Origin of the sequence: Paenibacillus senegalensis JC66 (genome assembly GCF_000285515.1) — a bacterium.
Taxonomy (GTDB): domain Bacteria; phylum Bacillota; class Bacilli; order Paenibacillales; family NBRC-103111; genus Paenibacillus_L; species Paenibacillus_L senegalensis.
Genome location: NZ_HE610961.1, coordinates 194,807 through 219,263 on the forward strand (window position 1 = coordinate 194,807; position 24,457 = coordinate 219,263).

Consider the following 24,457-nt stretch of genomic DNA (forward strand, 5'->3'; position numbering starts at 1 on the left):
GGATACCGACAAAAAACGGAAGGAACTGCATCCCTCCGTTTGTTGTGCCAGTCATGAAGTTATCTCACTGGAATTCGCTGGTTAGAAATCAATTAGGCCGACACTAATCTGCAAAGCATCGTCCACTTTGCGCATCGTTTCATCATCCAAATGAGTGATCTTATCCGTCAGGCGCTGCTTGTCAATGGTCCGAATTTGTTCCAATAATATGACCGAATCGCGGTCAAACCCATGCGTCTTTGCATCGATTTCCACATGAGTAGGCAGTTTGGCCTTCTGAATCTGGGCCGTAATTGCCGCAATAATGACCGTCGGACTGAATCGGTTTCCAATGTCATTTTGAATAACTAGCACTGGTCGGACGCCACCCTGCTCCGACCCCACGACCGGTGAAAGCTCTGCGAAAAATACATCGCCACGTTTCACTATCAATGTTTACACCCCGCTAACCAAGCGGTCTACTGTGCCTCCCGCGTCTTCCTCCGCTTGAAAAGCTTCCGAGGCGATGTGGAGATTGATTTTTGCCATTTCCATGTATCCGCGCTGCATCGACTCGCGCAAAGTTCTTTTCTTGCGTTCCCCGAGATAAAGCCGCATCGCTTGTCTAATCAATTCACTGCGATTGGATTTCTCAAGTTCCACAATTCCATCGACCTCTCGCAAAAGCTGGTCCGGCAAACTAATCATGATCCTTTTAGTGTTCAAACTGGACACAGATCTTTGCACCTCCAAACATTTCAAAACCCATATTACCATTATAACGGAATGTAAGCAATTTAATACAAGAAAAAATATATGACATTCGTATAGCAAATAAGCTATACTCCTTGGCGATGCCCACTCAAATCAGCTGATTGAGGGCGATCCGTAATAATGCTGCAATAAATTGACGGTTTCTTGAACTTCACCGCCGCGCACATAAATCTTCGCTACACGATGCGAAATCATACACACGACTTCATACGGAATGGTTCCCAGTTGAGCGGCAATCTCCTCTACGGTAATAGATTCCTCGCCTTGAGTGCCAAACAATACCACCTCGTCGCCCAGCTTCGCTTCAGGAACTTGAGTAACATCCAGCATGCACTGATCCATACAGATCGTCCCCACTACCGGTACACGGCGTCCGCCGACAAGCGCGGCGGCCTTGCCCGTTAACATCCGGGAATAGCCGTCTGCATATCCGACCGGAAGTGTCGCTATCCGTTCTCCATCCTGCTTGGTATGATAGATGGAACCATAACTGATCGCTTCTCCCGCCCGCATTTCCTTAAGCATCACAATGCCGGCCTTCAAGCTCATCACCGGCTTCAGCCTGATCCGCTCACGGCAAACCTCCGCTGAAGGATAGATTCCATACATACTTATGCCAAGACGCACCATATTATAAGTCAACTCGGGCGAATCAATCGCGGTTGCGCTGTTTCCTGCATGGATAAAACGAAAGGAGTGCCCACTCTGTTCAAAATGATCAATAATCTGCTTGAATTTGCGGTGCTGCTCTCTCGTATACGTTTTATCCTCTTCATCCGCGCAGGCGTAATGAGTGAATACCCCTTCCAATTCGATGCCAGGTGTACGCAGAGCCTTGTTAATGAATGCGATGGCTTCATCTGTCCGATGCAGCCCTAACCGCCCCATTCCGGTATCGACCTTGACATGAACTCGCGCAGGATGCTGCTCTGTCGCCCCTGCAGCCAAAGCCTCCAAAACATCCTCACTGTACACATTCAATGTAATATCATGACTGAGGGCGAGCGGCACTCCTTGGACAGGGGTATAGCCCAAGACGAGAATCGGTGTCGTAATGCCTGCTCTTCTCAACTCCAACGCCTCATCCAAAAAGGCTACCCCCAAATAAGTCACGCCGCAGGCAATGGCTTCCTTAGCCACTTCCACGGCACCATGCCCGTAAGCATCCGCCTTGATGACGGCCATCCTGTGCATGGATGGAGGCAGCAGCTTCGCAAATGCCTCCAGGTTGTCACGCAATGCATCCAGGGAAATCTCTATCCATGTAGGACGATAAAACGAGTCCAAACTCCTTCACCTTCTTCTTGCAGCCTAGACAGCTTAGCAGCTTCCATACAACTTAAGAGGGCACATAGGACCGCAAGCAGGCCGTCTATGTAACCCTCCCCATTTTTACAGTTCGTTGCTATTTAACCACCTTAATCGTAAACGCTGCAAGTAATGCTGTCAATCAAACCTTAGACCTTATTTTCCGCTTTGCCCCTGCACCGACAAAGCGATTTGAATAATCTCGGATTCTGGCAAATCACCGGAAGAAAGTCTGAATTCCACATTGTCATTAATCCAGGTGAATGTCTTTTTATCCTCCCCAATGAGAGTCCCCCACGTGTAGCCCAAATCTATCAGCTTGCCGGATTGAACGGAAGCCGCCTGATCAACCGGTTTCGATTGGAGAATCGTATAGTTGTACGTTCCGCTATAACGCTGTAGCAGCCCCTTTCCTTCTCCCAGCTGTACCTCGCTAATTCCTGTCTGAACGACTCCATCCGGCAAGTATTCCGGCTCCACGTAAACAGGCGTTTGCGGCTCGCCTGCCGTAGGTTCAGCATCGACACCTTGATCGGCTTCAGCCATAACGGGAGTGGATTGCAGCTGTGCTGCGGTCATATTGCGGCTCATGTCGAACGAATCATTCTCAAACTGCTTGCCGAACTCAAAGTGGGTGAAATCAACTGTAACCATTTTGTTGCTGTTCTCGTCGCTGACCTCTACATGCAGGGGCTGTAATGTTTTGGCATCAAACCAAACTTTCTGTCTCGCTAGCGATGGATTCTGGTAATTGGCTGTCACATCAAAAACGTAGCTGTTTTCTTCATTGGTGAATTGCCGCTCCTTATCCAGCACGACGCTCTGCACCAGCGATTGATACAAATATACCTGTCCCTGATTGTTTGGCCAGTCGCTCTGAAAACGGAAGCTTTTGTTCAAATGAGGAGTCAGCACATAAACACCCTCGTCATTGCGCAGAACGATCTGGGTAATATCCTTCTTCGTGTTCGTCAGCGCGATCCGGTAAAAATGCGGATTCTTATACCATACTTCCACCTGATATTCCTGAGGCAGCTGCCCCGTGTGCAAAGTCATAACCCCCACGCCCTGATAGCTTTCCAAATCCCCGACCTTCTTCTCCAAATCCCCGACAATCGATTCTACGTCTTTCGTGCCGCAGCCGACCAGCGCCACAGCAATAGCCATTACGAGAGCCACAAACCCAAACATGCGCCGCATACCTATCATTCCTCTCCTCCATCGTGGAATTGTTCTAAAACCGGCTTCGTCAGCCTTGGCTTTGTACATTGATACATGTCTATGAGCCGACTTGGCCAATTATGCGGACGGGTTTGACGAGCATGACAAGTCGTTTTCGCCTGGAAAGGCAAGAGTCTGCGTCCCGGACGGTTTCGCTGTCTCTGCAGCAAGTTCACGCAGGTTCTCCGGGAAACTGCTTACAACGTCACGGCGCTAACAGCTTGCAAACAGGAACTCGCTGGAAGTGGTTTCAACGAAAGAGTGAACCGAGCGTATGCTCGTACTTCTGAACAAAAAGAAAAGGAACCCCGAAAGGTTCCCTTGAGTGGGCGCAGTGAAGGCGGCTACAGAAGCCAAGACTTCCGACGAGTGTCACACCGAATCGGTACACTGGATGAGTGCGTTCAACCCTGTTGATTGTGCCGGTTCCAGTTGTACAAGTTCGTCAAACTTGGCGGCAGCAGCTTCTTGAAGCCCAGGGAGCAAGTGGCTGTAGCGGTCCAGTGTGATCGTGACGGACGAGTGGCCGAGTCGCTCACTGACTACTTTCGGGTGAACACCGGCTTTCAAAAGCAGTGAAGCATGGGTGTGGCGAAGGTCGTGGAAACGGATGTAAGGCAACTTTGTTTTCTTCCGAAAGAAGTAGTACCAGACCCCTTCCAATTGTTGCGGTGTGAGAGGACCGCCATCTTGCTTGCAGAAAACAAGGTCGTGGTTCTGGTAGTGTTCAGATGCCAACCGATCCGCCAGTTGCCACCTTCTGTGTTTTTTCAAGGCGGTGATGGTCTGCTCCGGCAAAGCGACGGTCCGAACTCCGGCTGGCGGCAAATTTCAAGCAAGCTGTATTTTTTCTTGATTTCCCGATATTCCGGATCGTATCGTCCCGCCTGTCTCATATACCATACAGGAACCCGCTCTACCTTTTGTCCGCGGCAGGCTCGAATGAACAAATCGTCATATGTCATTAGTTCTGAGTCTCCTTAAACTCCGTGCTGTAAGCCAATTTCCGTGCACCGAAGAGGTGCTTCGTCCATACATGCGATTATGGGAACCGCCATGACGAACAGTGAAATCGACTCCTGTATTCTCTTAAATCCATTATGCCCTTTTTAAAGATACGTCACAACCAGCGTAAACAAAATGTTTCTGACAAATATATGACAAAGCTGACTTCGTGACGTCAGTTGGCTCGTCATTTAACTAGACGGTAACCGATCGCTTATTCCTTTTTTGCCTCGGTTCCGTCACGATCATCCACTAATTTATCAAGCTGCTTATTGTTCATGCGAAACCCTCTGACGACGATAGTTTTAAGCTCTTCCAATTTCCGTTCCTGAATTTCAAGCCGCTTTTTCACGTTCCAATTAAGATTCCAGACTAAAATCGCGATGATGAGCAAAAGAATCTCTACCATGTTCTCACCTTACTTTTTTGTATAATTTGATATATTCCTATACCAGCCAAGACAATCGATCGTTTGGCTGCCAGTGATTCCAATCTTCCTCTTCGTTTCACTTTACCATATCATTTGCAGACATAATTAAGCTTTTCAACTGCAAATTGATTATTCGCATTGACAAATTTGATCGATCAGTATAGGATTTAATTAAATGATTAAATTTTAATTGAATGACCAATCAAAGGGGTGCTTTGATGAGCAAACAAATTAATTTTCACGATTTCCCTCGCTCGTTTCAATTAGCCTTTCCGTTTTTAAGCATTATTTTGTCAGGTGCGTCGTTTTGGTATGTTTTTTATCTTGTTAACCAGGAATCGTTGCAATTTATACAATGGATCAGACTCATTATTTTTGCCCTCATCGGTGTCATCCTGCTCTTGTCTGCTATCATTTTCATTTTTCACAAAGCGTTAGCATGGAAAGGGTTCATTTTCGGGTTGTCATTACTTCCTGTATTATTGTGTTTACAGCTTTGCTTGTTTATTATAACTATTATAAGAATGCTGATTGGATCGATATTTCAAGGACAACTTCCTGAACCGATCCGGATGTTTATTGAAAATTATCCAAGTAAATACGATGTTGCGATCATTATTATACTCTTGATCGTTGGCTTTCTGGTGGTTATCAATAAGCTAAACAAAAAGAAAATGAAAAAGGACTAAGGCTCGGAGGAATGACAATGGGAGATCAGCCGTCTTTTATCGCTCAAGCAAGGAGAGAACAAATTATCAAGGCAGCGGTTGAAACTTTAAATGAGATTGGCTATGTCAATGTCAGCCTAGCTAAAATCGCAAAAAAAGCAAAAATCAGCGCAGGATTAATCTCCTATCACTTTCAGGATAAAGATGACTTGATCAATCATACGCTGGTATATTTGTTAAAAAAACAATATGAATATATTGAAGAAAAAGTGCGCACACAGCAATCTGCATACGACCAATTGATTGCCTTTGTTGGAGCATCTATAGATTACCAGGCTGCTCACAATGAGCATAATATCGCATTAATTGAAATTATTTTTAATGCGCGCACAGAGGAAAACGTCCCTTTTTATAAGGTAACCAATGACGATGAAGACCCGTTATATGCGTTATTACAGAACATTTTGGTCTACGGACAGAAGACACAAGAATTTTCCGAATTTAATCCTAAATACGCTGCAATCATGATCCAGGGAGCGATTGCTGAATCTATGCTGATAAACGGAGAATCCTTTGATTCGGAAGTTTATAAGCAAGTATGCATTGAAATGATCACTAGGATGATTAAACGAAACGGTACGTAGGAAAACTGGCAGCCGCACTGTAAACGGCTGCTTTTTTATATCATTGAAGTCGGTGTCATCGGATCACGCTTCATCTCAAGAGGTTCTTTATTAATTGCCAGCTTCATCGATGAAAAACCGGAAAAGCTGAGCACCCGGTTTTTCGGCTACGTTGCTAAAGGGTTTATGTTTAAATGCGATTAAACGTCTTACGAAAGTCTCCGAAGCGCTTTCCGATGAGCTAAAATGGTTTGATCGATATCTTCGTCCGAATGCGCCAGCGACATGAACATCCCTTCGAACTGGGACGGTGCGATCGAAACGCCTTCGTCGAGCATATTGTTAAAGTAATTTTTGAATTTGTCCAAATTGGAGGATGAAGCGGAATTGTAATCTACCACCGGCCGATCGGTAAAAAACGGGCAGATCATCGAACCGACACGGTTAATCGTTGCCGGGATGCCTGCTTCCTCCGCATTTTTCCGCAGCCCTTCCTCCAAACGTGCCGATTTCCGCTCGAGCTCCTCGTAAACGCCAGGCTTCCCTAACAGCTTTAAGGTCGTGTATCCTGCCGCCATCGCCAGCGGATTTCCTGACAATGTTCCTGCTTGATATACCGGGCCAGTCGGCGCGATCTGCTCCATAATGTCTCGACGTCCGCCATAAGCACCTACCGGCAACCCGCCGCCAATCACTTTGCCAAAACAGGTCAAATCCGGCGTGACGCCAAACAAGCCTTGCGCACAGTTTTTGTGCACGCGGAAGCCGGTCATCACTTCATCGAATATGAGCAAGCTGCCATACTGCGCCGTCACTTCACGCAGTCCTTGCAAAAAACCGGGCTGCGGCGGAACGACACCCATATTGCCGGCAATCGGCTCGACAATGACCGCTGCGATATCTTCACCAAATTTCTCAAATGCGAGCCGGATCGAATCGAGATCGTTATATGGCACAGTCAGCGTATTGGCTGCGACTGATTCCGGGACGCCGGGACTGTCTGGCAAGCCTAGCGTGGCAACGCCGGAACCGGCTTTTATCAGCAGCGAATCCGCATGTCCGTGATAGCAACCTTCGAATTTTACGATCTTGCTTCGGCCGGTGTATCCGCGTGCCAGTCTCAACGCGGCCATCGTCGCTTCCGTACCGGAGTTTACCATGCGAACGGTTTCAACCGACGGCACCCGCTCACATACGAGCGCAGCCATCTCGGTTTCAATTTCTGTCGGCGCCCCAAAGCTTGTCCCTTGTTCGGCCGTACGTTTGATCGCTTCGACAACTTCCGGGTGAGCATGACCGAGAATAAGCGGCCCCCAGGAAGCGATATAATCGATGTACTCGTTTCCGTCAATGTCGTAAATGCGGGAACCGCTCGCCCGTTCAACAAAAAACGGGTTGTTTCCGACCGATTTGAATGCGCGGACCGGACTGTTTACACCGCCGGGAATCACTTTTTTCGCCGCTTCAAATGCCGCCTTAGACTTTTGATCCTTGCGTCTGTTCATTAGATCGCAACTCTCCTTTTCAACATATTGCGTGTTTCTTAATCTTAGCTTTAACCGTTATCGATTTTCCTGAAGCCAGCGCGCGGCGTCCTTGGCAAAATACGTCAAAATGATATCCGCGCCTGCCCGCTTCATGCTCGTGAGCATTTCCAGCACGATCGCGCGCTCGTCAATCCAACCGTTTTGCGCAGCCGCTTTAATCATCGAGTACTCAGCACTTACGTTGTATGCGGCAACCGGCAAATCAAATCGTTCCTTCAGCGCACGTACGACATCCAAGTATGCCAGTGCGGGCTTTACCATGAGCATATCGGCGCCTTCCGCTACATCGCTCTCTGCTTCCCGCAATACAGCCGTAACACGTGAAACGGTCGCTAACATCATCGCAGGTGCCAACGGCATTAACCTTATCGGCGTGGATGCCATCCAGTATCTCCTGAATCAGAATTTTGCCCAAGGCAAAACAGGAGAGAAAACGGTGGACGGCTACAAGGGTGAAGATTTCCTGACGAGGGCCGAAGCGATTCAGTTCATTAAGAACGTGAAGGACGCTGGTCTTTCTGAACTCAAGGAACGTCCGACACTGCCTGGTCAAAAGCCGACAACACCGCCGACTGATGTTCCGGAGGAAATTGCCAACATGGTGGCGGCCATGGAGGACATCATTGCCAACAACCCGGCATACACAGATTTTGATGTTGTATACAGTAGCACGGATGTAAGTGTAAAGGAAACGAACAAAGCCCTACTGTCGTATTCAATCGACGAATACAGCGAATCGGATGCTGTCCTAGTCTTTGAAGCTACAGATTCCACCGTTATCGATTTAACGTTGGATATGCTGGAAGCCGCTGGGGTTACGCTCAATGATGAAATCCGGAATGCCATTCGTGAAGCGCCGACATTGCTTGAGGCGAAGGACACTCGGATAATTACAGATGATTATCAAGTGACTGTACGACCGCATGCAATCAGTTCAGACCGGATGACCATTCATTTCAAGAAACTGTAATACACAATAAACGGCATCGGCACGTTAAATTCTTAGTAAAGTTCACCGATATAAAAATGAGAAACATGACTTATAGGGAGGTTTCAATCTTTGAGGAAACATTTATTTTCAGCTACAGCTTTTGTCATGGCATTCGTTATGGTTTTCGCTCTTCTTCCGCAGAGCGTGACCGTATCTGCTGCATTCGGTGATGATGAGAGAGTTTTTGATGATGTGCCGGTGAATCATTGGGCGGCCGATGCCATTGCCCAAGCAGTCAGCGCCGGGTATGTTAACGGCTACACTGATGGCACATTCAAGCCAGACCAGAAAGTGACTCGCGAGGAATTCATTAAAATGGCGGTAGAAGCTGCAGGTATTGACAATTCTAAACTCCAAGACTACCCACTCTGGTCCATGAAATACATCGCAGCAGCTGTGGAACATGGATGGATTGAAGCACGCCAGTACCAAATGAAACTAGATACGCAATATCCGGAGGGAGTGGACAATAGAGGTGGCTATGGCGCATCTTTAGATGGCATTTCAATTTCTGCTGATCTTGCCCATTTTCCTCTGTCCCGTGTGGAAATGGCGGAGATTGTGCTGAATGCTCTAGGTGAGTCAGTAGAGAATTCCAAAATCGCAGATAATATCTCGCTTGAAGTACTCTACGATTGGAAACATAGAAACAATGTAATGAAGAAAGCAGTTGAGCTAGGTATTATCCGCGGCATGGCTAGTGGCAAACTATTGCCGTATGATACGGTAACACGCGCTCAGGCTGTAATGGTTATAGACCGCATGCTCGCTTTAAAGAATGGCGAAACGCTTACCGTTGACGCAACCGCACTTGAGTATGTGAGTTCCGAACGAGACCCCTGGGAGCGTGCTATCCGTACAACCAATTTGCCAAGCAATGCAGACCAGTTCCCATACATCCTGCATGACATTCCCAACGAAATGTACGAAATGCCGTTCTTCGTTTGGAACAAGGACCGTTTTTTGAATCCCAAGGAATACTTTGAATCCGATTTATACAATGTGTATGACAAGCCCGAATTTGAGAAAGTTCTAGACAAGGTGGAAGCCGGTCTCAACCTGATGTACAACGTAGACTATCGAACGATGGACCCCGAAGCTTGGTCGAAAGAACTTCTCAAGTATCAACATAACGAGCGTAGTCATACGGCTTGGAAATACAATATGCCGTTTGCAGAAGCCGTTGTAGCCAATCGTGTGCAAATCGAAGGTGAATTCAAGGTAGAACCGTCTACTGTATATGACAATGGCAGACATCATATTGTCCGTGTGCAATACAAATTCCGAATCAACCATGCGGATGAATTGAATAACATGATTGTACACGATGAATACGTGCGGCAGTATCATGGTAAAGTAGACATTTTTAACCTTCAAAGAAATGTTTGGTACGAAGGATATGCGGATGTTCGTGTCATATTCAATGATTCGAGAGGAATCGATATTGGATTCGGCGGTTTGTCTCGTACTACAACTATCTTTGACAACATTATGATTAATGGTGAGCACTACGTTGCCATTGACCCTAACAGCATCCGCCCAGCCGATTGGTGAAGTTATAAATAATCTGAAACATAATTAAGGGCACTTTCCTTCATAGGAGAGTGCCTTTTGCATATGTAGAAGAAAGGTAATGGGTCCTCACAGTGTTGCAATTATTGTTGTAGAGAAATAGGCTAGAATGCCTTTCCCTTGGCTTTGGTGTACACGGACGGCAATGAAATACCCAAGATAGAAGTCGAACGCAAGGAAGATGCCTCTCCGTTTGTCGGGAAACGTCTCGCTGTCTTGATTGAATACTCCGCTTGAGACTCGGGAGTCTGACCAGCAACTACACGTGTAGGTTCCAAGCCAATGGACCCAGCCTCTGAACCTTTGCGCTCGGCAGTTCGCCCGCCTTGCCACCATGACTCCAGTGTAAGATGACCTTGTAGCTGTAAGTGTTTTCGGCTAGCTTGTGAACGGAGAGGCAGACTACAGGAACCGCAGTGCTTTGCCGGTAAGGGCTAGTAATGCTTAGTAAGGCTCCAGTAAAGGTGTGGGGTGGCTTCGGCTTCGGCGGGAACGGGAGGCAGTAACCGCAGTAAAGGCAGTAACATCTGGCGAAGCCTTCTTTAAACGTACCCCCGTACTCACATACAGATTTAGATGTATATATACATAGTTACTTTTTTTACTTGGTTTACTGCGTTTCGTGTACACCGAGACAGAGGCGTGTAGTCATGTTTACTTGAGGGTTACTAAGGTTACTTCAGCTAGGTGGGACGGCACTTTGGAACCCCACTGGCCGCCCAGTCCCTTTCCTAATCTTGTAGTTTGTTGCCGGTCAGAGGGGCGGTCGGATGCCCGCAGGTTTGGCAAGCTGCTCGACGCTTGCCCAAGAGTGCGGCTTCCCGGCCACCACCGAAGCTCTCGGGCCAAACACTCGCCCCGGCTTCTTGCTCCTGCTTAGAACCTCTTGGCTTGGGGGTTCCGAAATATCCTAGCCGAGTTTCGTGTTTGCAGCGTGTTTGCAGCTTTCCAAATATCCCCGCACGTGTAGTTCTCCCAACCTCCCAATCCCTTGCGCCGTGAGGGTTCCGGCGAATGGTTCCGAGAAGCAAAAGAGGCATTCCGACAGCTATGCGGACGGGTTTGACGAGCTTTTGAGCAGAATCGTCATTCGGGGGCGAGGGGTAACGACTCCCGCGGATTCTATGCCACTGTAGCTAGTCCCAGCATTGCCTGTACAACATTATGATAATATATGCCTTGAAAGTTATATAACAAAAATGTTATATTGTAAACAAGTCGTATTCGGAGAAAAGAGATGAGTGACACGAACTGGCACAACCTGGGTACCTATTATAAAGAGGTGAACCAAATGCAAGTAGATGTTCCTGACATGGATGTCGCTACATTCAAGGCATTAGCCGAACCGAATGGCCATAGTTGAACTATTGAGGCACTCGCCTCGTACTGTTGGAGAAATTACCATGGAAGAAAGATTCAACAATTTAGATGATTATTTATTGGAATTGAAAGACAAGGGAGTGTTCTAAATTTTTAAAATCTGGGAGGAATTATGACATCCAATCATTCAATAAACTCAAAGATTGAAAATGATAAGGTTATAGTCTTAGAAAGAACATACGATGCTCCGCGTGATTTCGTGTTTAAGCTCTTCAAAGAACCGGAGCATGTTAAGCGTTGGTGGGGACCTTACGGTTGGGAAATACCGGTTTGCCACATTGATTTCCGTCCTGGCGGTATATGGCACTATTGTATGAAGTGCATCGATCCAAACTTAAAGAATTATTACGGTGTGGAGGCTTGGGGGAAAATTGTCTACAAGGATATTGTCGAACCCGAGTTTATTCGTTATATCGATTACTTTTCTGATGCTGACGGCAACATTGATGAATCCATGCCAGCACCAGAAGTTACAATGTATTTCGTTGATTTAGGCGAACAAACAAAATTGGTCAGCCGTTACGTGTTCAATTCGAAAGAATCCCTCGAAGTTGTTCAGGATACGGGATTCTTAGAAGGAATGACACAGATTTTGGAACGATTGAACACGTTGGTTGAGTCATTAAAGTAGCTGCACAACGAAACACATCATTAGTAATGAACTTATTACAATCAGAAATAAGTATACGATGGGAAAGAGGATGATGAAATGAATAAAAGAGACAACCATAATCCGCTGCCTGCAGTTGTTGATCGGGCTAGTTGGCAGGCAGAACTTGATGAATTGCGCATCAGAGAGAAAATGCATACTCGCGAAGGCGACGCAATTGCAGCAGCCCGCAGGCGGCTGCCGATGGTCGAGGTGGACTCAACTATCCAGTTAATAGGCCCGGATGGTCCTGTCACTTTGCTGGATACGTTCCAAGGCCGTCGCCAACTGATCGCCTACTATCACATGTGGCACACCGGCAAGCCTGCCGCTAAACAGTGCGAGGGCTGTACATTTTCCACGGCTCACATCAATGAGCTGTCCTATTTACATTCACGGGACGTCAGCTACGCTACATTCTGTCAGGGGCCTTATGAGGAAAGCTCGCGATATCGTGACTTCATGGGCTGGAAGGTTCCCTGGTACTCAGTGCCCCAGGCTGCCGTGAAACCGTTGATCGTAGATCGGCACTTCGGCATCCTGGTCTGCTATCTCCGGGATGGTGATAAGGTTTATGAAACTTATTGGACCACGGGCCGCGGCAACGAACCAATGTCACCATCCTACGGATTGCTAGACCTTACAGTCTACGGCCGACAGGAGTTTTGGGAGGAGTCTCCCGAGGGTTGGCCGCAACATTGGGGCTCTAAAGGCGGTCAATTTCAGTTAGACGGCCGTCCAACTGCACAATGGTCCCGCCTAGCAGCAGGACATTCCGATGATCTCGGAAACTAAGACAAACTATGCCTATATTAGTTCCAGTAAATTGGCAGTTCGCTGTCCCTATCCTTATCATCGAGCTTCGTGTTTGCGTTTGTTTGCAGCTTTTCAAACATATGAAAAACTCTATAGAATCTTGCCTTAATGCCTGAAGATGACCTTACTACGATGAAAGAAAGCAGCCCACCGCATGCCATGCAAAGCGGGCTGCTTTCTTTTCACTTTATTGGCGGGGATAACCTGCCCGATTGTTTAGAGCCGGAGCGCCAGTCGTCCTTTATTTGTTGGCACCCTATCATCTTTACAAACGCAGCGTTGCCGCGAGTGATGTGTAAGTTTGCTTATTTTTTCTCTAACACACGAAGGATAACGGTGGCGATCTCCGCTCTAGTAGCAAAAGCTTTCGGCCTAAACGCCTGATCCGGATACCCGTCCATGATCCCATGCTGTACTACGGCCATAACTCGTGGACCAGCCCAGTCAGAAATGGATCCCTGATCTGCAAATATTGGGTCGAACGCGGCCGTTTCTAACGCCATTAAATTACCCATCATGACTGCCATCTGCTCACGTGTAAGCCAATCATCCGGACCAAAAGCAGTCTCGGCATAGCCCTGAATGACTCCGTAATCATAAGCAGCAGAGATCATTTCAGCAGCCCAATGCCCGCGTACATCTTCAAAAGGCAGCGCAGCCGTACGTCCATCTTCTGGCTCAAGTTGAAACGCTCGTACCAACATGGTCACAAATTCTGATCTTGTCACGGATTTACCAGGTTGAAAGGTTCCATCCGGATAACCATTAACAATCCCCATGGCAACCAAACGACGGATATTTTCCTCGGCCCAGTGTCCGCTAATATCAGATAAATAGACATCGGGTACTGTTTCTTCTGTTTCTTCCGGTTCTTCTGCTTCCTCTCTTTCTTCCATCTGTGAAGCTATCGCTGCAAATTTAGTAAGATGAGCAACGGTTCCGCTGATCATATTCTTTTCCCCATCTATGGTAACGTTATTTAGCTCAACCCATTGGTTAGCTGTTTCGTTAAGCCAGTAAAGGGACACTTTCATGCCTTCCCTCTCAAGAAAGTCTTCATCCTCTGTTAACTCCAATTTTATGGTAACTTCCTTTTGAAACTTCCCGGCCTGATCTTTTTCCAGCTCGATAACTTCACTAACAAACTGCCCCTTTGCTGTTAACGACAGTGTATCGGCTAAAGCCAAAACCTCTGTGCTATGCAGCTTGTTAATCGTAAGGTAAAAAGAACCGCTCCACGCTCCCTCAGGGATAACAATCTGTCCCCCTTGAAAAGAAATGGTTGCCCCAGCATGCGAAATCAGGTGGGTATTTGGAGGTATGCTCTCCCCGTCATTTGTATCACTATGGTTAGGCACATCCTCAATTACGGGTGTCGAGTTGCTGATCGTTATCGCCAGTGTCTGCTGCTTCCCTGCACTAAATGTAAACGTCAGCTTAGTAGCGCCTGCAGGCAGGGCGGCCAGGTATTCCTTCTTGATCGTCACCACGTTATCTGTCAGCGTGTAGTCGATCTCAGGAACCAGCCTCTTCTCTCCGTTTTCTATAGCAATTAACGTATTTCCCTTCCATGCTATTTCTGTTGTGACATCTGCATAAGCTGCTGAAGCCGTGTTTTTGTCAAAGCTCGCCGTCACGGGACTTAGCACACTATCTCCGACAACCGTTTGCGTGACGGTAAAGGTCACATCATCCGCCATTTGGTCGGCCGTGACAGCAACCAGCCCTGTGTATGTCCCCGCTTCGAGTCCATCCTTCGCTTGGATGGTAAAGGTCGTTGACTCCAGCTCATCATTCAAGGTTGCAGCTGCAGGCTGGCTGATCTCAAATGCATCAGCATCCGTTCCGCTTAAGGCCACCGCAACGCCTGTTAGCTCTCCTGTCCCACTCCTTGTGATCGTCATGGTTTTGATCTCTTGTGCGCCCGGCTCATACCCTTCCGTTAGCGGGATCATTTGCTGGTCCTGGATCTCCTCTATCGTATAGGTCAGCGAAAATAGTTTGATGATACGGTCGGCACTATAAGGGATCATCCAGATATTTTGGCCGTCAAACACACCGCTATTAAACGCACCTAACCCCTTTGAGAAGCCGCTTGGCCAATTTTTGTAGGTTGTCATTTCGCCTGTCGTCTTATCAATTCGCACCACCCCAATCCCATCTGAATAAGGAAGGAGCCAGATGCTTTGACCATCATACACGCCGCCTTGAAAAACGCTCCCGCTTCCTTGCAAAGCATCACCAGGCAAGTCGTAGCTAGTCATCTCCCCTGTCAGCGTGTTGACTTTCACCACCTGCAAAACGTTAAGGGGAACCAGCCAAACGTTCTGACCGTCATACACACCACCCGCAAAAGCATACGGATTCTTCGCAAACCCGGCTGGCCAAGCGTCATAGCCTGTCATCTCACCGGTCTCCGTGTCCAGCTTCACAACCCGGTCTGCACTGTATGGAATCAGCCAAATGTTTCGGCCGTCGTACACTCCGCCCGCAAAGGAATACGAACCCTTCGTAAAACCGGCTGGCCAAGCGTCATAGCCTGTCATCTCACCCGTTTCCGTATTCAGTTCGATGACGCGATCAGCCGACTCAGGAATCAGCCACAGGCTATTACCAGCATAGATCCCGCCTGAAAAGGCGTATATTTCTTTTGTGAATTCCGCCGGCCAATTATTATAGCCTGTCATCTCGCCTGTTGCTGTATTCACCTTAACCACATGGCTGGCATTATAAGGGACCATCCAGATGTTCTCACCGTCAAACGCCCCTCCTCTGAATGACCCGACAAAGAGGCCCGCACCGCTCCCCCCTAGATCAAGGCCGGCAGGCCAGTCGTTATACCCCGTCATCTGCCCGGTCACGCTATCCACTTTCACAACCCGGTCCGCATCGAAAGGAAGCATCCAAATGCTCTGACCGTCAAATACCCCGCCAGCAAAGGCATAACGATCTTTTGTAAAACCGTCCGGCCAATCCTGATAACCAATCATTTCAATCTCTGTACCTAGCGGTTGAGCCGGAATAAGTCCGCTATAACTAAACCCATTCTGATTGTAAATGTAATCCACAATCCGTTCTGTACCAGAACTTAAGCTTATGGGCGTGCTGGGCTGCGAAACTTCTGACCCTGCAGCCGATGTACCCGCCGGTTGAAAAAATATATTATGAAATACAAGAAATAAGATCAGTAAACTCGCCATTCTTTTGGCACGGTTGTTGTTTTTCAAACGCTTTCACCTCAGTTATTTTCTAGACCTAAGCTCTTTTTGTTTGCTATTTCTACATTATAGAACGATATACAGCAAGGTGGAAAGCAATTCCTTTTCGCAAGGGATCAAAAGAAAGGCTGCTGGAGACATCGTTGACTTTTTTTTCGCCTTTCCTCCAACTCCCTTGCATCTCGAGAGATAGCTTCCGCAAGACACGACTGCGCTGGAGTTGGGGTTTGGGGTTTGGGGTTTGGGGTTTGGGGTTTGACGGTTGACGTTTATCGTTTCATGCCCTATGATTCGACTTATCTGCACAGTTGGAGGATGCTGCCATGTCATTTAGTTACTATGGGGAATTATGCACCGAAGTTTATGATTTGACCAAAAAAGTCGGACAATCGATCGCTGGAGATATCGACTACTACCTCAAGCGGCTTGAAAATTGCCAAGGGCCGATACTGGAGGCGATGGCCGGCTCCGGCCGCGTCCTGATTTCCCTGCTGGAAGCCGGTTTGCAGGCGGAAGGCGTCGATTATTCTCCGGATATGCTAGCTTCCTGCTGCCGCCGCTGTGAAGAACGCGGGCTGCAGGCAAAGCTGTACCAATCTGATTTGCAAACCTTGTCTCTACCGACGCGGTATGAAGCGATTCTGATTCCAGCCGGTTCATTTCTGCTCATTGAGAATCGCGAACAATCCGTACTCGCCTTGCAGCGGCTATATGAGCACTTGCAGCCGGGAGGCCGCTTGCTGATGGATATTTTCCTGCCGGAACCTCGCTTCGAGACCGGGGCATCAACGGATACTTCCACCTACGCCTTGCCGAATGGCGATACGATTACCCTGCAGCGCACATTAGTGGAAGCCGATTTCTTGCGCCAGTACACGGTCACGCATTTGCGCTATGAGAAATGGCGCGACGGCAAACTGCTCCAGACCGAGCTGCAGCGTTTTGCCCTGCGTTGGTATGGGGTGGAAGAATTCAAGCTGCTGCTGGCTGACATCGGATTCACAGACATTGTCGTGTCGGCTGATTTCGTCTATGGGCAAAAGCCGGTTCACGCCAACCAGACGTTCATGTTCGAAGCCGTACGCCCTTTATGATCTTCCATTTTTGCCGGATCCGGAACTGCACTTAAATGGTAAAAGAGATCCTTGTCCAGTAATCATTATCAAGCTCGAGATCGTATGACCGTTTCCATCGAATGTCCGGCAAAAGCGGAATGGCTTTCCTCCCCGCCGGGGGATCCAGCCTGCTTGCAGCGAAAGCTTGATCAGTTCGGCAATGGGCGCGTCATCTTCGGCAATTAAGATGGAATATGGCATATTCTCCTCCATATAAGATGAAGTGTTCTATATCCCAATTAATCAGATTCGAATGCGTTTGTTGTCAAAAGCTCTTTTACAGCTCGCGTGCGGGATCCTTTTATGACTAATACTCCGCTTGGGATTCTGCTACCAAAAAAAGGGGAACCCCGAAGGGCTCCCCTGCCTGCACAGATGAGGACAATCAAGAACTTTGCCAAATGAAAGTCGGGAAGGATTCTCCTTCTACAATCTGCCAAATGGTATCGAATTTCCAGCCTTCATAAGTGGTTTGTAGTTTCATTTCGCTCTCACTCTTCTTTTCCCCGCGTCCATTATCCGGTTCTTGATAATAGTATGCAGCAGTAGGTGTTCCAAATAACATACTGCCAATTAATCCGCCGACATTAGTTCCGGAGGAAGGATCTATATCTGTCACCACGCCTTTTGCATAGGCATTCTCTATAGTACTTCCGCCGCCAATATTGCCGATAAGGCCGCCAACGTTATTGTCCCCTGTTACATAGCCGGTTGCATAGGCGTCTCGGACGGTTCCGGAAGAACCCCCAATCAGGCCGCCCACATTAACGCTGCCTGCCACGTCCCCTGTCGCAAACACCTCGCTTACCTCTGTAAGCATTTCCTTTTGCCCGATCAGGCCGCCGACGTACAACGATCCATTCACATCACCTGTTGCATATGATTTGGTAACCTCTCCTCCAAACATTCTGTGAAACCCAATAAGACCGCCAACCGCTGAATTTCCTGTTACCATGACATTCGCACTGGACTCCGTAATTGTACCTGCATTCAAGCCGACTAAACCGCCAACCTGACTATCCCCTTCCACTTTACCGGAAACCGTTACGTTCGTAACGGAACTGCCTTCGCTCATCACACCTGCCACTGAACCAACGCTCCTTCCTGCTACACCGTCCTCATCTGACCCCGGGCTTTTGATGTCCACATTCTCCAATGTCAGATTCCGAATCTCCCCGCCATAAGCAATGGTTGAAAACAACCCTAATGCCTGGGCGCCTGTACCTTCGCTGCCCGTCCTCCGGATCATAAGATTCGAGATGGTATGCCCCTTTCCGTCAAATACACCCTGGAATCCAGTCCCGGATCCATGCCCGATCGGAATCCAACCGCCCGGATCGTTGTAGTCTTCCAGGTTATCAGGCATATCGATGTCTGCGTTTAATTGGAAGTGAGCATCCAAATGTTTGCTCACATTTGCGAGTTGACCGAGACTTTCGATCTCATAAGGTTCGGCTTCCGTACCTGCACCACGTGCAAAGCGCACCACTTGGACCGAATCGCTGTCAAGCAATAATTCGGCTCCGTCCATTTTCAACGTGAAGCGAAGAGTAACATCTTCGGGATTGGCATCAGAATCGAGACCCTGCAGCAATAAATTGCGAAAAATAACGACGCCGTCCACAACATTAGCGGCTGGTGTTTCCTTAAAGCTGACTCCGGTGTCGGATTCAGCGATCGTAGCCTGCACTTCTAGCAGGCCCAGCTTCTCAATTGGATTCTCATACTCATCTGCCACCTGGACAATCGCTTCGAAAGCTTCATCCTCCGTAATGACCTTGCCCGGCTTCTGCTTCCATGTGAGCTTGCTTGGTTCGGCAGGCTGCGGTGTGATCGTAAATGGGGTTGACTCATCTTCCGGTTCAACCACATCGATCAAGATCGTCTGCTCGGCAGCATGATGCAAGACGAGATTTGCTGATGCCTTACCATTGGTGAATGCGAGTAATCGTTCCGTAGAAGCTCCAATCAACGGCGTTCCCGCGAAGCTGCCGGCTGTTCCGCTTGGCGCGTTCGTATATCCGCTCACCGTCACCATCTTCTCCCCGTTGAAGTCCGAATCGACGCTGCCATCGGAACGATAAACTGTGAATGTTACCGGGATGTTCTCTCCGGCTACGACAAGTTCGGCCGCGATTGCGATGTCTGCATACAATGCCTTGCGAACAACCGAAACCGGAATGCTGGCCGTATAATCTGCGTATTCCACCCAAACCATCGTTGTACCGTATCCTTCAGCAGTCACGATGCCGTCCGTCACCGAAGCGACGGTTTCGTCATCCGAGTGCCATACCGCTTCAGCGGTTACATCAACCGACGTTTCATCACTCCAATGCGCCGTCAGCCTGATGCTCTCCGTCTCCCTAATCCCGTTGAAGGATAGGCTTTCCGGTGCGTGCGTGATAAAGCTCAAAGTCGGCTCTGGCTCTGGTCCCGTCCCCGGCTCTGGCTCCGGTCCCGTCCCCGGCTCTGGCTCATTCCCCGAATCCGAACCGGGATGATGGCTTGGATTGTAGCTTCCGCTATCAATGATGGTCGCCTTCCCATCCATGATCAATTCGATGATCCTTGCTCCGTTCAGGAGGTATATCACAGAATCCGATACTTCTTCCGTCACATGCAGCAGACCGATGACCGCCCTTATGAAACGCAACTCCATGTCGCTGCCGAACAACGTGACACGCTGAAACCCTTCTCCAACCAGATCTCTCGCTGCCTCCAACAAGGCTGGAGAATAGACGACCGTTTCCGTAATGACGGTATCCCCGGATACAACGATATGAACCGCACCGTTCTCCTTCTCAATAATGAGCCGAATCACGGTGCTGTCCTGCAGGCGGATGCTTTCACTTCCCCCGCCGTGCACGTTCATCGTTCCGCCCACATCCACATTTTGCAGGTCTACATCGCCTTCACCGACTTCTTTCGCAATGATGACATCGCCCTCAACGATCAAGTTTCGGAGCGTCGTATCCGGTGCGGCCACGATTACGTCTCCGGCAATTCGTAGCGGACTGCCGCTATCCGGACCAAAAGTGTCTCCTGCTGCGTCAATGATCACACGCTCGTCCACCGCTTCCGCTTCTTCTTCCTCTTCCGTAGCGGTCTCACCCCATGTTTCACGCGCCCGATCCAATAACACAATCGCTTCCGCCCGGCTCAGTGATCGCTCCGGTTGAAACTGTCCACCCGGGTAGCCGCTCACAATGCCGTGTGCCGTGACGGCGCCCACCGCGCCTCGACTCCAATCGGCGAGCTCCGCTTCGTCAAGGAAGGAGGCCGCCGCTGCCGGGTCGGGAGGAAGCGCCAATAGATGATGCAGCATCTGTGCCGCTTCCTGCCGGCTCACCTCCTGCATCGGCCGGAACGTATGGTCTTCATAACCACTGACATATCCCGCCTGAACCGCTATCGCTACCGCTGGCGCGTACCAGTCATCCTCGTCCACATCGTGAAAGGGATTCGCTGCACCTGCCGCAAATCCGAACGCACGATTGATAAAAACGACAAATTCCGCGCGCGTAATCGGCTGATCCGGCCGAATGGATCCGTCAGGATAACCATCCAGCATGTTCATATGGATCCATTTTTTAATCGTTTCATTTGCCCAATGGCCGGCATAATCGGCTTTCTCTGCCGAGCTGGCCTGAATCGCTGGCGCGATACCTCCCGCCGTGAGGCACAGCGTCAGGACAAGGCTAATCACTAAGTTCAGCCTCTTCACATATATAACCTCCCCCATTGAACCCATTACGTTGGTTTTCATATACCAACATCGTCTCGTCCTAATCATTCTATCTCCGAAAATCGCTTATAGGGTTAAAGCTTGGTTAAAGGAAGACGATCCGTGCTAGTCATGCGTAATAATCAAGTATTATGAATAGTGCCGCCAACCGGGGATCAAAAAAGGAGAGAGTGCACGACTGCCTCTCTCTGTAAATTCCTTATTCGACTTCTTTGTTCATTTGATCTCGTCCAGTACCCTAACCAGTACAACTGCTGCTTCCGCACGCGTTACTTCCCGCTTAGGGCGGAAGCTTCCGTCCGGGTAACCATTTATTATCCCAGCCGCTTGCAGGAGGGCGACCGCCTCCCCAGCCCAGTTCGCGATGTCAGACTGATCGGTAAACGTCAACGGTTCAATCGGCTGCGCCGGCAACTTCATCACACGCATGATGATTAACGCCAACTGTTCCCTCGTAATCGGATCGTTCACACCAAATATCGTCTCATCATAGCCCGTTATGATATCGTGCTCCGCTGCTGCAGCAATTGCATCACGCGCCCAATGATGTTCACTGTCGGCAAATAGATGGCCGTTGCCTCCCTCCAGATTCAACGCCTGCACCACCATCGTTACAAATTCAGCGCGTGCCATCGTCTGATCCGGTTGGAACGTACCATCAGGATACCCGTTCACTGCGCCCCATGCAGCCAGACGATAAATCTCGTTTTTCGCCCAGTGGCTGTCAAGATCAGCGAAAGACGGCCCGGAATATTGCGGCTCTCCTCGTTCCTTTTGTTCCGGCTCTTCAGCCTCGGGTTCGTCCGTCTCCACCAGCCGTGCAATGGCTGCAAAAACCGCTAAGTGATCGATCGTGCCGCTGACCGTTCCCTGATCCCGATCGACTGCGATGGCCGGAACCGGGCCAAAGTCATCTTCGTTCCAGCCCGTAATCATCGCCGAACCATCTTCGTTAACCTCATAGGTATACGGCACTTCCTCAAATGGTCCATCGTCCGCACTCACCTCCAAAACAGGCACACCTAGTCCCAGCAACAAAGCGAAAACGATCATCAACACCCATGAAAACAGTCGACCGTTTACTTGCATCAAACCCACTCTCTCCTCTCGTTCCTGCATCCCCGTCATTTTACCATCGGGAATAGAGCTCCTCGGTTAAAGCTCGGTTAAAGGCTCATGTAAAACACTAGGATTACGAGAGCAATTCCGTATAATGAAAAAGAGAAATGATCGCAGAACGGGGGATCGTCCGTGGAAGGTCAAAAAATACTAGTAGTAGATAATGAGGAGGAAATCCGCGACATCCTGAAGCTGCACCTGGAGAACGCCTCGATGCAGGTCTTTGAAGCTGATTCGGGCCAGTGTGCCTTGTCCATTCTTAGCCAGGAGCCCATTGATTTAATCGTGCTGGATCTGATGATGGAGCAGATGGACGGTTGGGGAGTCCTGAAATATATGAAGCAGCATCAGTTGAGAACTCCCGTGATTGTACTCAGTGCCAGACAGCTGGAATCGGACAAAATCGAAACCCTTGGCCTGGGTGCTGATGATTATGTGACGAAGCCCTTCAGCCCCGGCGAACTGATCGCCCGGATCCAGGCGATTCTTAGAAGAAGCAAGCCGGACTTGCGGATCAAGCAGTTCAAGCTGGGTTCAAGCATCTTTGATGTTGAAGGTTCCTTCATCCAGAGCTCTTCCGGAACAACCCCTCTGTCGCCTATTGAAGGAGCGATGCTTGAACTTTTTCTGCAAAACCCCGGCAAGGTTTTCACCCATAAAGAAATTTTCCGGGAAGTGTGGAAGCTGGATCATGCAGACAACAACTCGGTCAAAGTGTACGTGAATTATTTAAGAAAAAAAATCGGAGATGACCCGGCAAAACCGAAGTATATCCAGACGATTCGGGGGATCGGTTATCGTTTTATGGGGGACCCGTCATGACTCTGAAGGGCAAGCTGTGGCTGCTGCTACTGGCCAGTTCCTTGACCTCCCTGCTATTGCTGAATAGCTGCTGTGATCGGGCTGCTCTTTAACCAAGGTTATACGCACCAGAATTTGAATGAACTCGGCGATCAGCTGAGCCGTGAGGCGGAACAAGCCGGAGCTGATTCTGAGCAGATTCTAGAACGGCTAGCCGATTTTCGGAAAGAACACCCGCTCATTGATCTTGCCTGGCTGGGGGCAAACGGTGAATTGCACTATGCAACCGACGGCCGTACCACAGACTATGACATGAATGAGTTGATGAACCGATTTTTGAATATGCCGTCCAGCCTATGGGAGAAAGGGGCGGACATCACCCTCCTCTTCGATTGGCAGCGGGAAGGGCGGCAGCAGTTTCTGGTAATGATGCTGCCCAGCGACGTTATGCAAGGCAGTCAAATTTTTGTCTATATTCAGGACAGCGCCCAGTTCATCCAGCTGCTCCTCCCAGTGGCCCTATTCATTGTGACGCCTTATGTATTTGCTCTGTTTTTCTTCTTCCGGTTAAACCGTCGCTTGCAAAAGTTGAATCATGCCATGAATGCATTTGATGCGAACGGTTCCCTTATGCCCATTGAGAGCCAATCCAAAGACGAAATCGGTCAGCTGACGCGCAGCTTCAACGACATGTCTGCCCGCATCCGTTCCAACGTTGCGCGGATACAGGAGCTGGAAGTCAAGCGCAAGTCGCTCATCGCTGATATTTCCCATGATTTGAGAACACCGCTAACTATGATCATAGGCTATGCCGAGTCTTTGGACGGGCAAGTCGTGAAACTCCCGGAGGAAAGGAAAAAATTTACGTCCAACTTATTGAGACGGGCCAGATATATGGAAGTGCTCTTGCAGAAGTTGCTGGAAATCGCGCAGCTGGATACGTATAAAGACCGTGTCCAATTCATTCGTCAAGACTTAGGAGAGACAATCCGGCTCATTGCCGCTGACTACATCCCGATGGTGGAGTCGCTCTCGATTGACATGGATGTCCACATTCCGGAGGAACCACTCTATGCGTCTTTCGATCAACCTCTAATGGAAAGAGCGCTGCGGAACTTGATTGAAAACGCCTTACAGCATGGGGGAGAAGGCAACTATTTGGGCATTTTTCTGAATAAAAGGGAAGATCATGTCCATATCACCATTGCCGATCATGGCCCCGGTATTGACGCAGTAAAACAGAAGCTTATCTTCGAACGCTTTTACCGGGGGTCAGAAGCTCGTGGCGGTGAAGGACTGGGCCTCGGCTTATCCATCGTTCAGGAAGTGGCTAATGCCCATAAAGGGCGCGTGCACATGGAGAGCCTTCCGAACGAAAAAACGACGTTTACCTTAATCCTGCCACTTGACCCGGGAACGATGCGGGCTTCATCGTAACCGAATGTTTGCCAGATGGTACCGCCCCGCCTTCATCCAATTGAGTCTCGGACGTCAGC

The 24,457-nt window shown here is 49.0% G+C and carries 20 protein-coding genes and 2 pseudogenes; 10 read left to right on the forward strand and 12 right to left on the reverse strand.

From position 1 onward, the window contains the following. Nucleotides 1–81 precede the first annotated feature (81 nt). The 7 genes and pseudogenes from PSHG_RS19495 to PSHG_RS19520 all read right to left on the reverse strand — a co-directional run bounded on the left by PSHG_RS19495 (nucleotide 82) and on the right by PSHG_RS19520 (nucleotide 4,696). Nucleotides 82–432 carry a type II toxin-antitoxin system PemK/MazF family toxin gene (locus PSHG_RS19495; RefSeq protein WP_010276580.1) on the reverse strand — a complete coding sequence of 117 codons (351 nt, stop codon included), beginning with the start codon at nucleotides 430–432 and terminating at the stop codon, nucleotides 82–84. A 3-nt stretch (nucleotides 433–435) separates the two neighbouring features. Next, on the reverse strand, nucleotides 436–687 hold the full coding sequence (locus PSHG_RS19500; protein ID WP_392392027.1) for a CopG family ribbon-helix-helix protein: 252 nt from the start codon (nucleotides 685–687) through the stop codon (nucleotides 436–438). A 159-nt stretch (nucleotides 688–846) separates the two neighbouring features. Next, nucleotides 847–2,040: an alanine racemase gene (alr, locus tag PSHG_RS19505; protein ID WP_010276584.1), complete on the reverse strand. Its 1,194-nt coding sequence runs from the start codon at nucleotides 2,038–2,040 to the stop codon at nucleotides 847–849. A 177-nt stretch (nucleotides 2,041–2,217) separates the two neighbouring features. Continuing rightward, nucleotides 2,218–3,270 carry a LolA family protein gene (locus PSHG_RS19510; RefSeq protein ID WP_316244851.1) on the reverse strand — a complete coding sequence of 351 codons (1,053 nt, stop codon included), beginning with the start codon at nucleotides 3,268–3,270 and terminating at the stop codon, nucleotides 2,218–2,220. 384 nt (nucleotides 3,271–3,654) lie between these two features. Beyond that, nucleotides 3,655–4,080 carry a site-specific integrase gene (locus tag PSHG_RS28355; protein WP_235782088.1) on the reverse strand — a complete coding sequence of 142 codons (426 nt, stop codon included), beginning with the start codon at nucleotides 4,078–4,080 and terminating at the stop codon, nucleotides 3,655–3,657. Nucleotides 4,081–4,094: 14 nt separating this feature from the next. Next, a pseudogene (locus tag PSHG_RS29550) lies at nucleotides 4,095–4,247 on the reverse strand (uroporphyrinogen decarboxylase family protein); the annotation flags it as partial. Between the two features lie 254 nt (nucleotides 4,248–4,501). Beyond that, a complete protein-coding gene (locus PSHG_RS19520) occupies nucleotides 4,502–4,696 on the reverse strand; it encodes a hypothetical protein (protein WP_010276592.1) in 195 nt (64 codons plus the stop codon). Between the two features lie 239 nt (nucleotides 4,697–4,935). Between PSHG_RS19520 and PSHG_RS19525 the strand changes: the two genes are divergently transcribed. Next, on the forward strand, nucleotides 4,936–5,406 hold the full coding sequence (locus tag PSHG_RS19525) for a hypothetical protein (protein ID WP_010276595.1): 471 nt from the start codon (nucleotides 4,936–4,938) through the stop codon (nucleotides 5,404–5,406). A 17-nt stretch (nucleotides 5,407–5,423) separates the two neighbouring features. Further along, the gene (locus tag PSHG_RS19530; protein ID WP_010276598.1) at nucleotides 5,424–6,029 is read left to right on the forward strand and encodes a TetR/AcrR family transcriptional regulator; all 606 of its coding nucleotides are present in this window, start codon (nucleotides 5,424–5,426) and stop codon (nucleotides 6,027–6,029) included. Between the two features lie 188 nt (nucleotides 6,030–6,217). Here the strand turns inward: PSHG_RS19530 and hemL are convergent, their stop codons facing one another. Both hemL and PSHG_RS28360 read right to left on the reverse strand, forming a co-directional pair. Beyond that, nucleotides 6,218–7,513 carry a glutamate-1-semialdehyde 2,1-aminomutase gene (gene hemL, locus PSHG_RS19535; RefSeq protein WP_010276599.1) on the reverse strand — a complete coding sequence of 432 codons (1,296 nt, stop codon included), beginning with the start codon at nucleotides 7,511–7,513 and terminating at the stop codon, nucleotides 6,218–6,220. Nucleotides 7,514–7,570: 57 nt separating this feature from the next. Further along, nucleotides 7,571–7,861 (reverse strand): annotated as a pseudogene (locus PSHG_RS28360) (porphobilinogen synthase); the annotation flags it as partial. Here PSHG_RS28360 and PSHG_RS29555 point away from each other — a divergent pair. From PSHG_RS29555 to PSHG_RS19565, 5 genes are all read left to right on the forward strand, one after another. Then, nucleotides 7,815–8,525 carry a hypothetical protein gene (locus PSHG_RS29555; protein ID WP_010276605.1) on the forward strand — a complete coding sequence of 237 codons (711 nt, stop codon included), beginning with the start codon at nucleotides 7,815–7,817 and terminating at the stop codon, nucleotides 8,523–8,525. The pseudogene PSHG_RS28360 and the gene PSHG_RS29555 overlap by 47 nt on opposite strands. 90 nt (nucleotides 8,526–8,615) lie before the next feature. After that, nucleotides 8,616–10,100: an S-layer homology domain-containing protein gene (locus tag PSHG_RS30730; protein ID WP_010276607.1), complete on the forward strand. Its 1,485-nt coding sequence runs from the start codon at nucleotides 8,616–8,618 to the stop codon at nucleotides 10,098–10,100. A 1,255-nt stretch (nucleotides 10,101–11,355) separates the two neighbouring features. Further along, the gene (locus PSHG_RS31760) at nucleotides 11,356–11,481 is read left to right on the forward strand and encodes a hypothetical protein (protein ID WP_262362381.1); all 126 of its coding nucleotides are present in this window, start codon (nucleotides 11,356–11,358) and stop codon (nucleotides 11,479–11,481) included. A gap of 129 nt (nucleotides 11,482–11,610) precedes the next feature. After that, a complete protein-coding gene (locus PSHG_RS19560; protein WP_010276610.1) occupies nucleotides 11,611–12,129 on the forward strand; it encodes an SRPBCC domain-containing protein in 519 nt (172 codons plus the stop codon). A gap of 78 nt (nucleotides 12,130–12,207) precedes the next feature. After that, nucleotides 12,208–12,942 (forward strand): DUF899 family protein, encoded by a 735-nt coding sequence (locus PSHG_RS19565; RefSeq protein WP_010276613.1) that lies wholly within the window; start codon nucleotides 12,208–12,210, stop codon nucleotides 12,940–12,942. Nucleotides 12,943–13,268: 326 nt separating this feature from the next. Here the strand turns inward: PSHG_RS19565 and PSHG_RS19570 are convergent, their stop codons facing one another. Beyond that, nucleotides 13,269–16,190 (reverse strand): S-layer homology domain-containing protein, encoded by a 2,922-nt coding sequence (locus PSHG_RS19570; protein WP_010276616.1) that lies wholly within the window; start codon nucleotides 16,188–16,190, stop codon nucleotides 13,269–13,271. Nucleotides 16,191–16,504: 314 nt separating this feature from the next. On the opposite strand from PSHG_RS19570, the gene PSHG_RS19575 reads away from it, so the two are divergent. Continuing rightward, nucleotides 16,505–17,275: a class I SAM-dependent methyltransferase gene (locus PSHG_RS19575; protein WP_010276619.1), complete on the forward strand. Its 771-nt coding sequence runs from the start codon at nucleotides 16,505–16,507 to the stop codon at nucleotides 17,273–17,275. 406 nt (nucleotides 17,276–17,681) lie between these two features. Here the strand turns inward: PSHG_RS19575 and PSHG_RS29560 are convergent, their stop codons facing one another. Next, entirely contained in the window at nucleotides 17,682–21,020 is a 3,339-nt protein-coding gene (locus PSHG_RS29560) for an S-layer homology domain-containing protein (protein ID WP_010276623.1), read from the reverse strand. Between the two features lie 237 nt (nucleotides 21,021–21,257). Then, nucleotides 21,258–22,130, reverse strand: a complete 873-nt coding sequence (locus PSHG_RS19590) for an S-layer homology domain-containing protein (RefSeq protein ID WP_010276624.1) — start codon at nucleotides 22,128–22,130, stop codon at nucleotides 21,258–21,260. A gap of 162 nt (nucleotides 22,131–22,292) precedes the next feature. Here PSHG_RS19590 and PSHG_RS19595 point away from each other — a divergent pair, with 162 nt between their 5' ends. Together PSHG_RS19595 and PSHG_RS19605 are read left to right on the forward strand one after the other, a co-directional pair. Continuing rightward, nucleotides 22,293–22,982, forward strand: a complete 690-nt coding sequence (locus PSHG_RS19595) for a response regulator transcription factor (RefSeq protein ID WP_010276626.1) — start codon at nucleotides 22,293–22,295, stop codon at nucleotides 22,980–22,982. Between the two features lie 72 nt (nucleotides 22,983–23,054). Next, a complete protein-coding gene (locus PSHG_RS19605) occupies nucleotides 23,055–24,398 on the forward strand; it encodes a sensor histidine kinase (RefSeq protein ID WP_010276630.1) in 1,344 nt (447 codons plus the stop codon). Nucleotides 24,399–24,457: the final 59 nt, after the last annotated feature.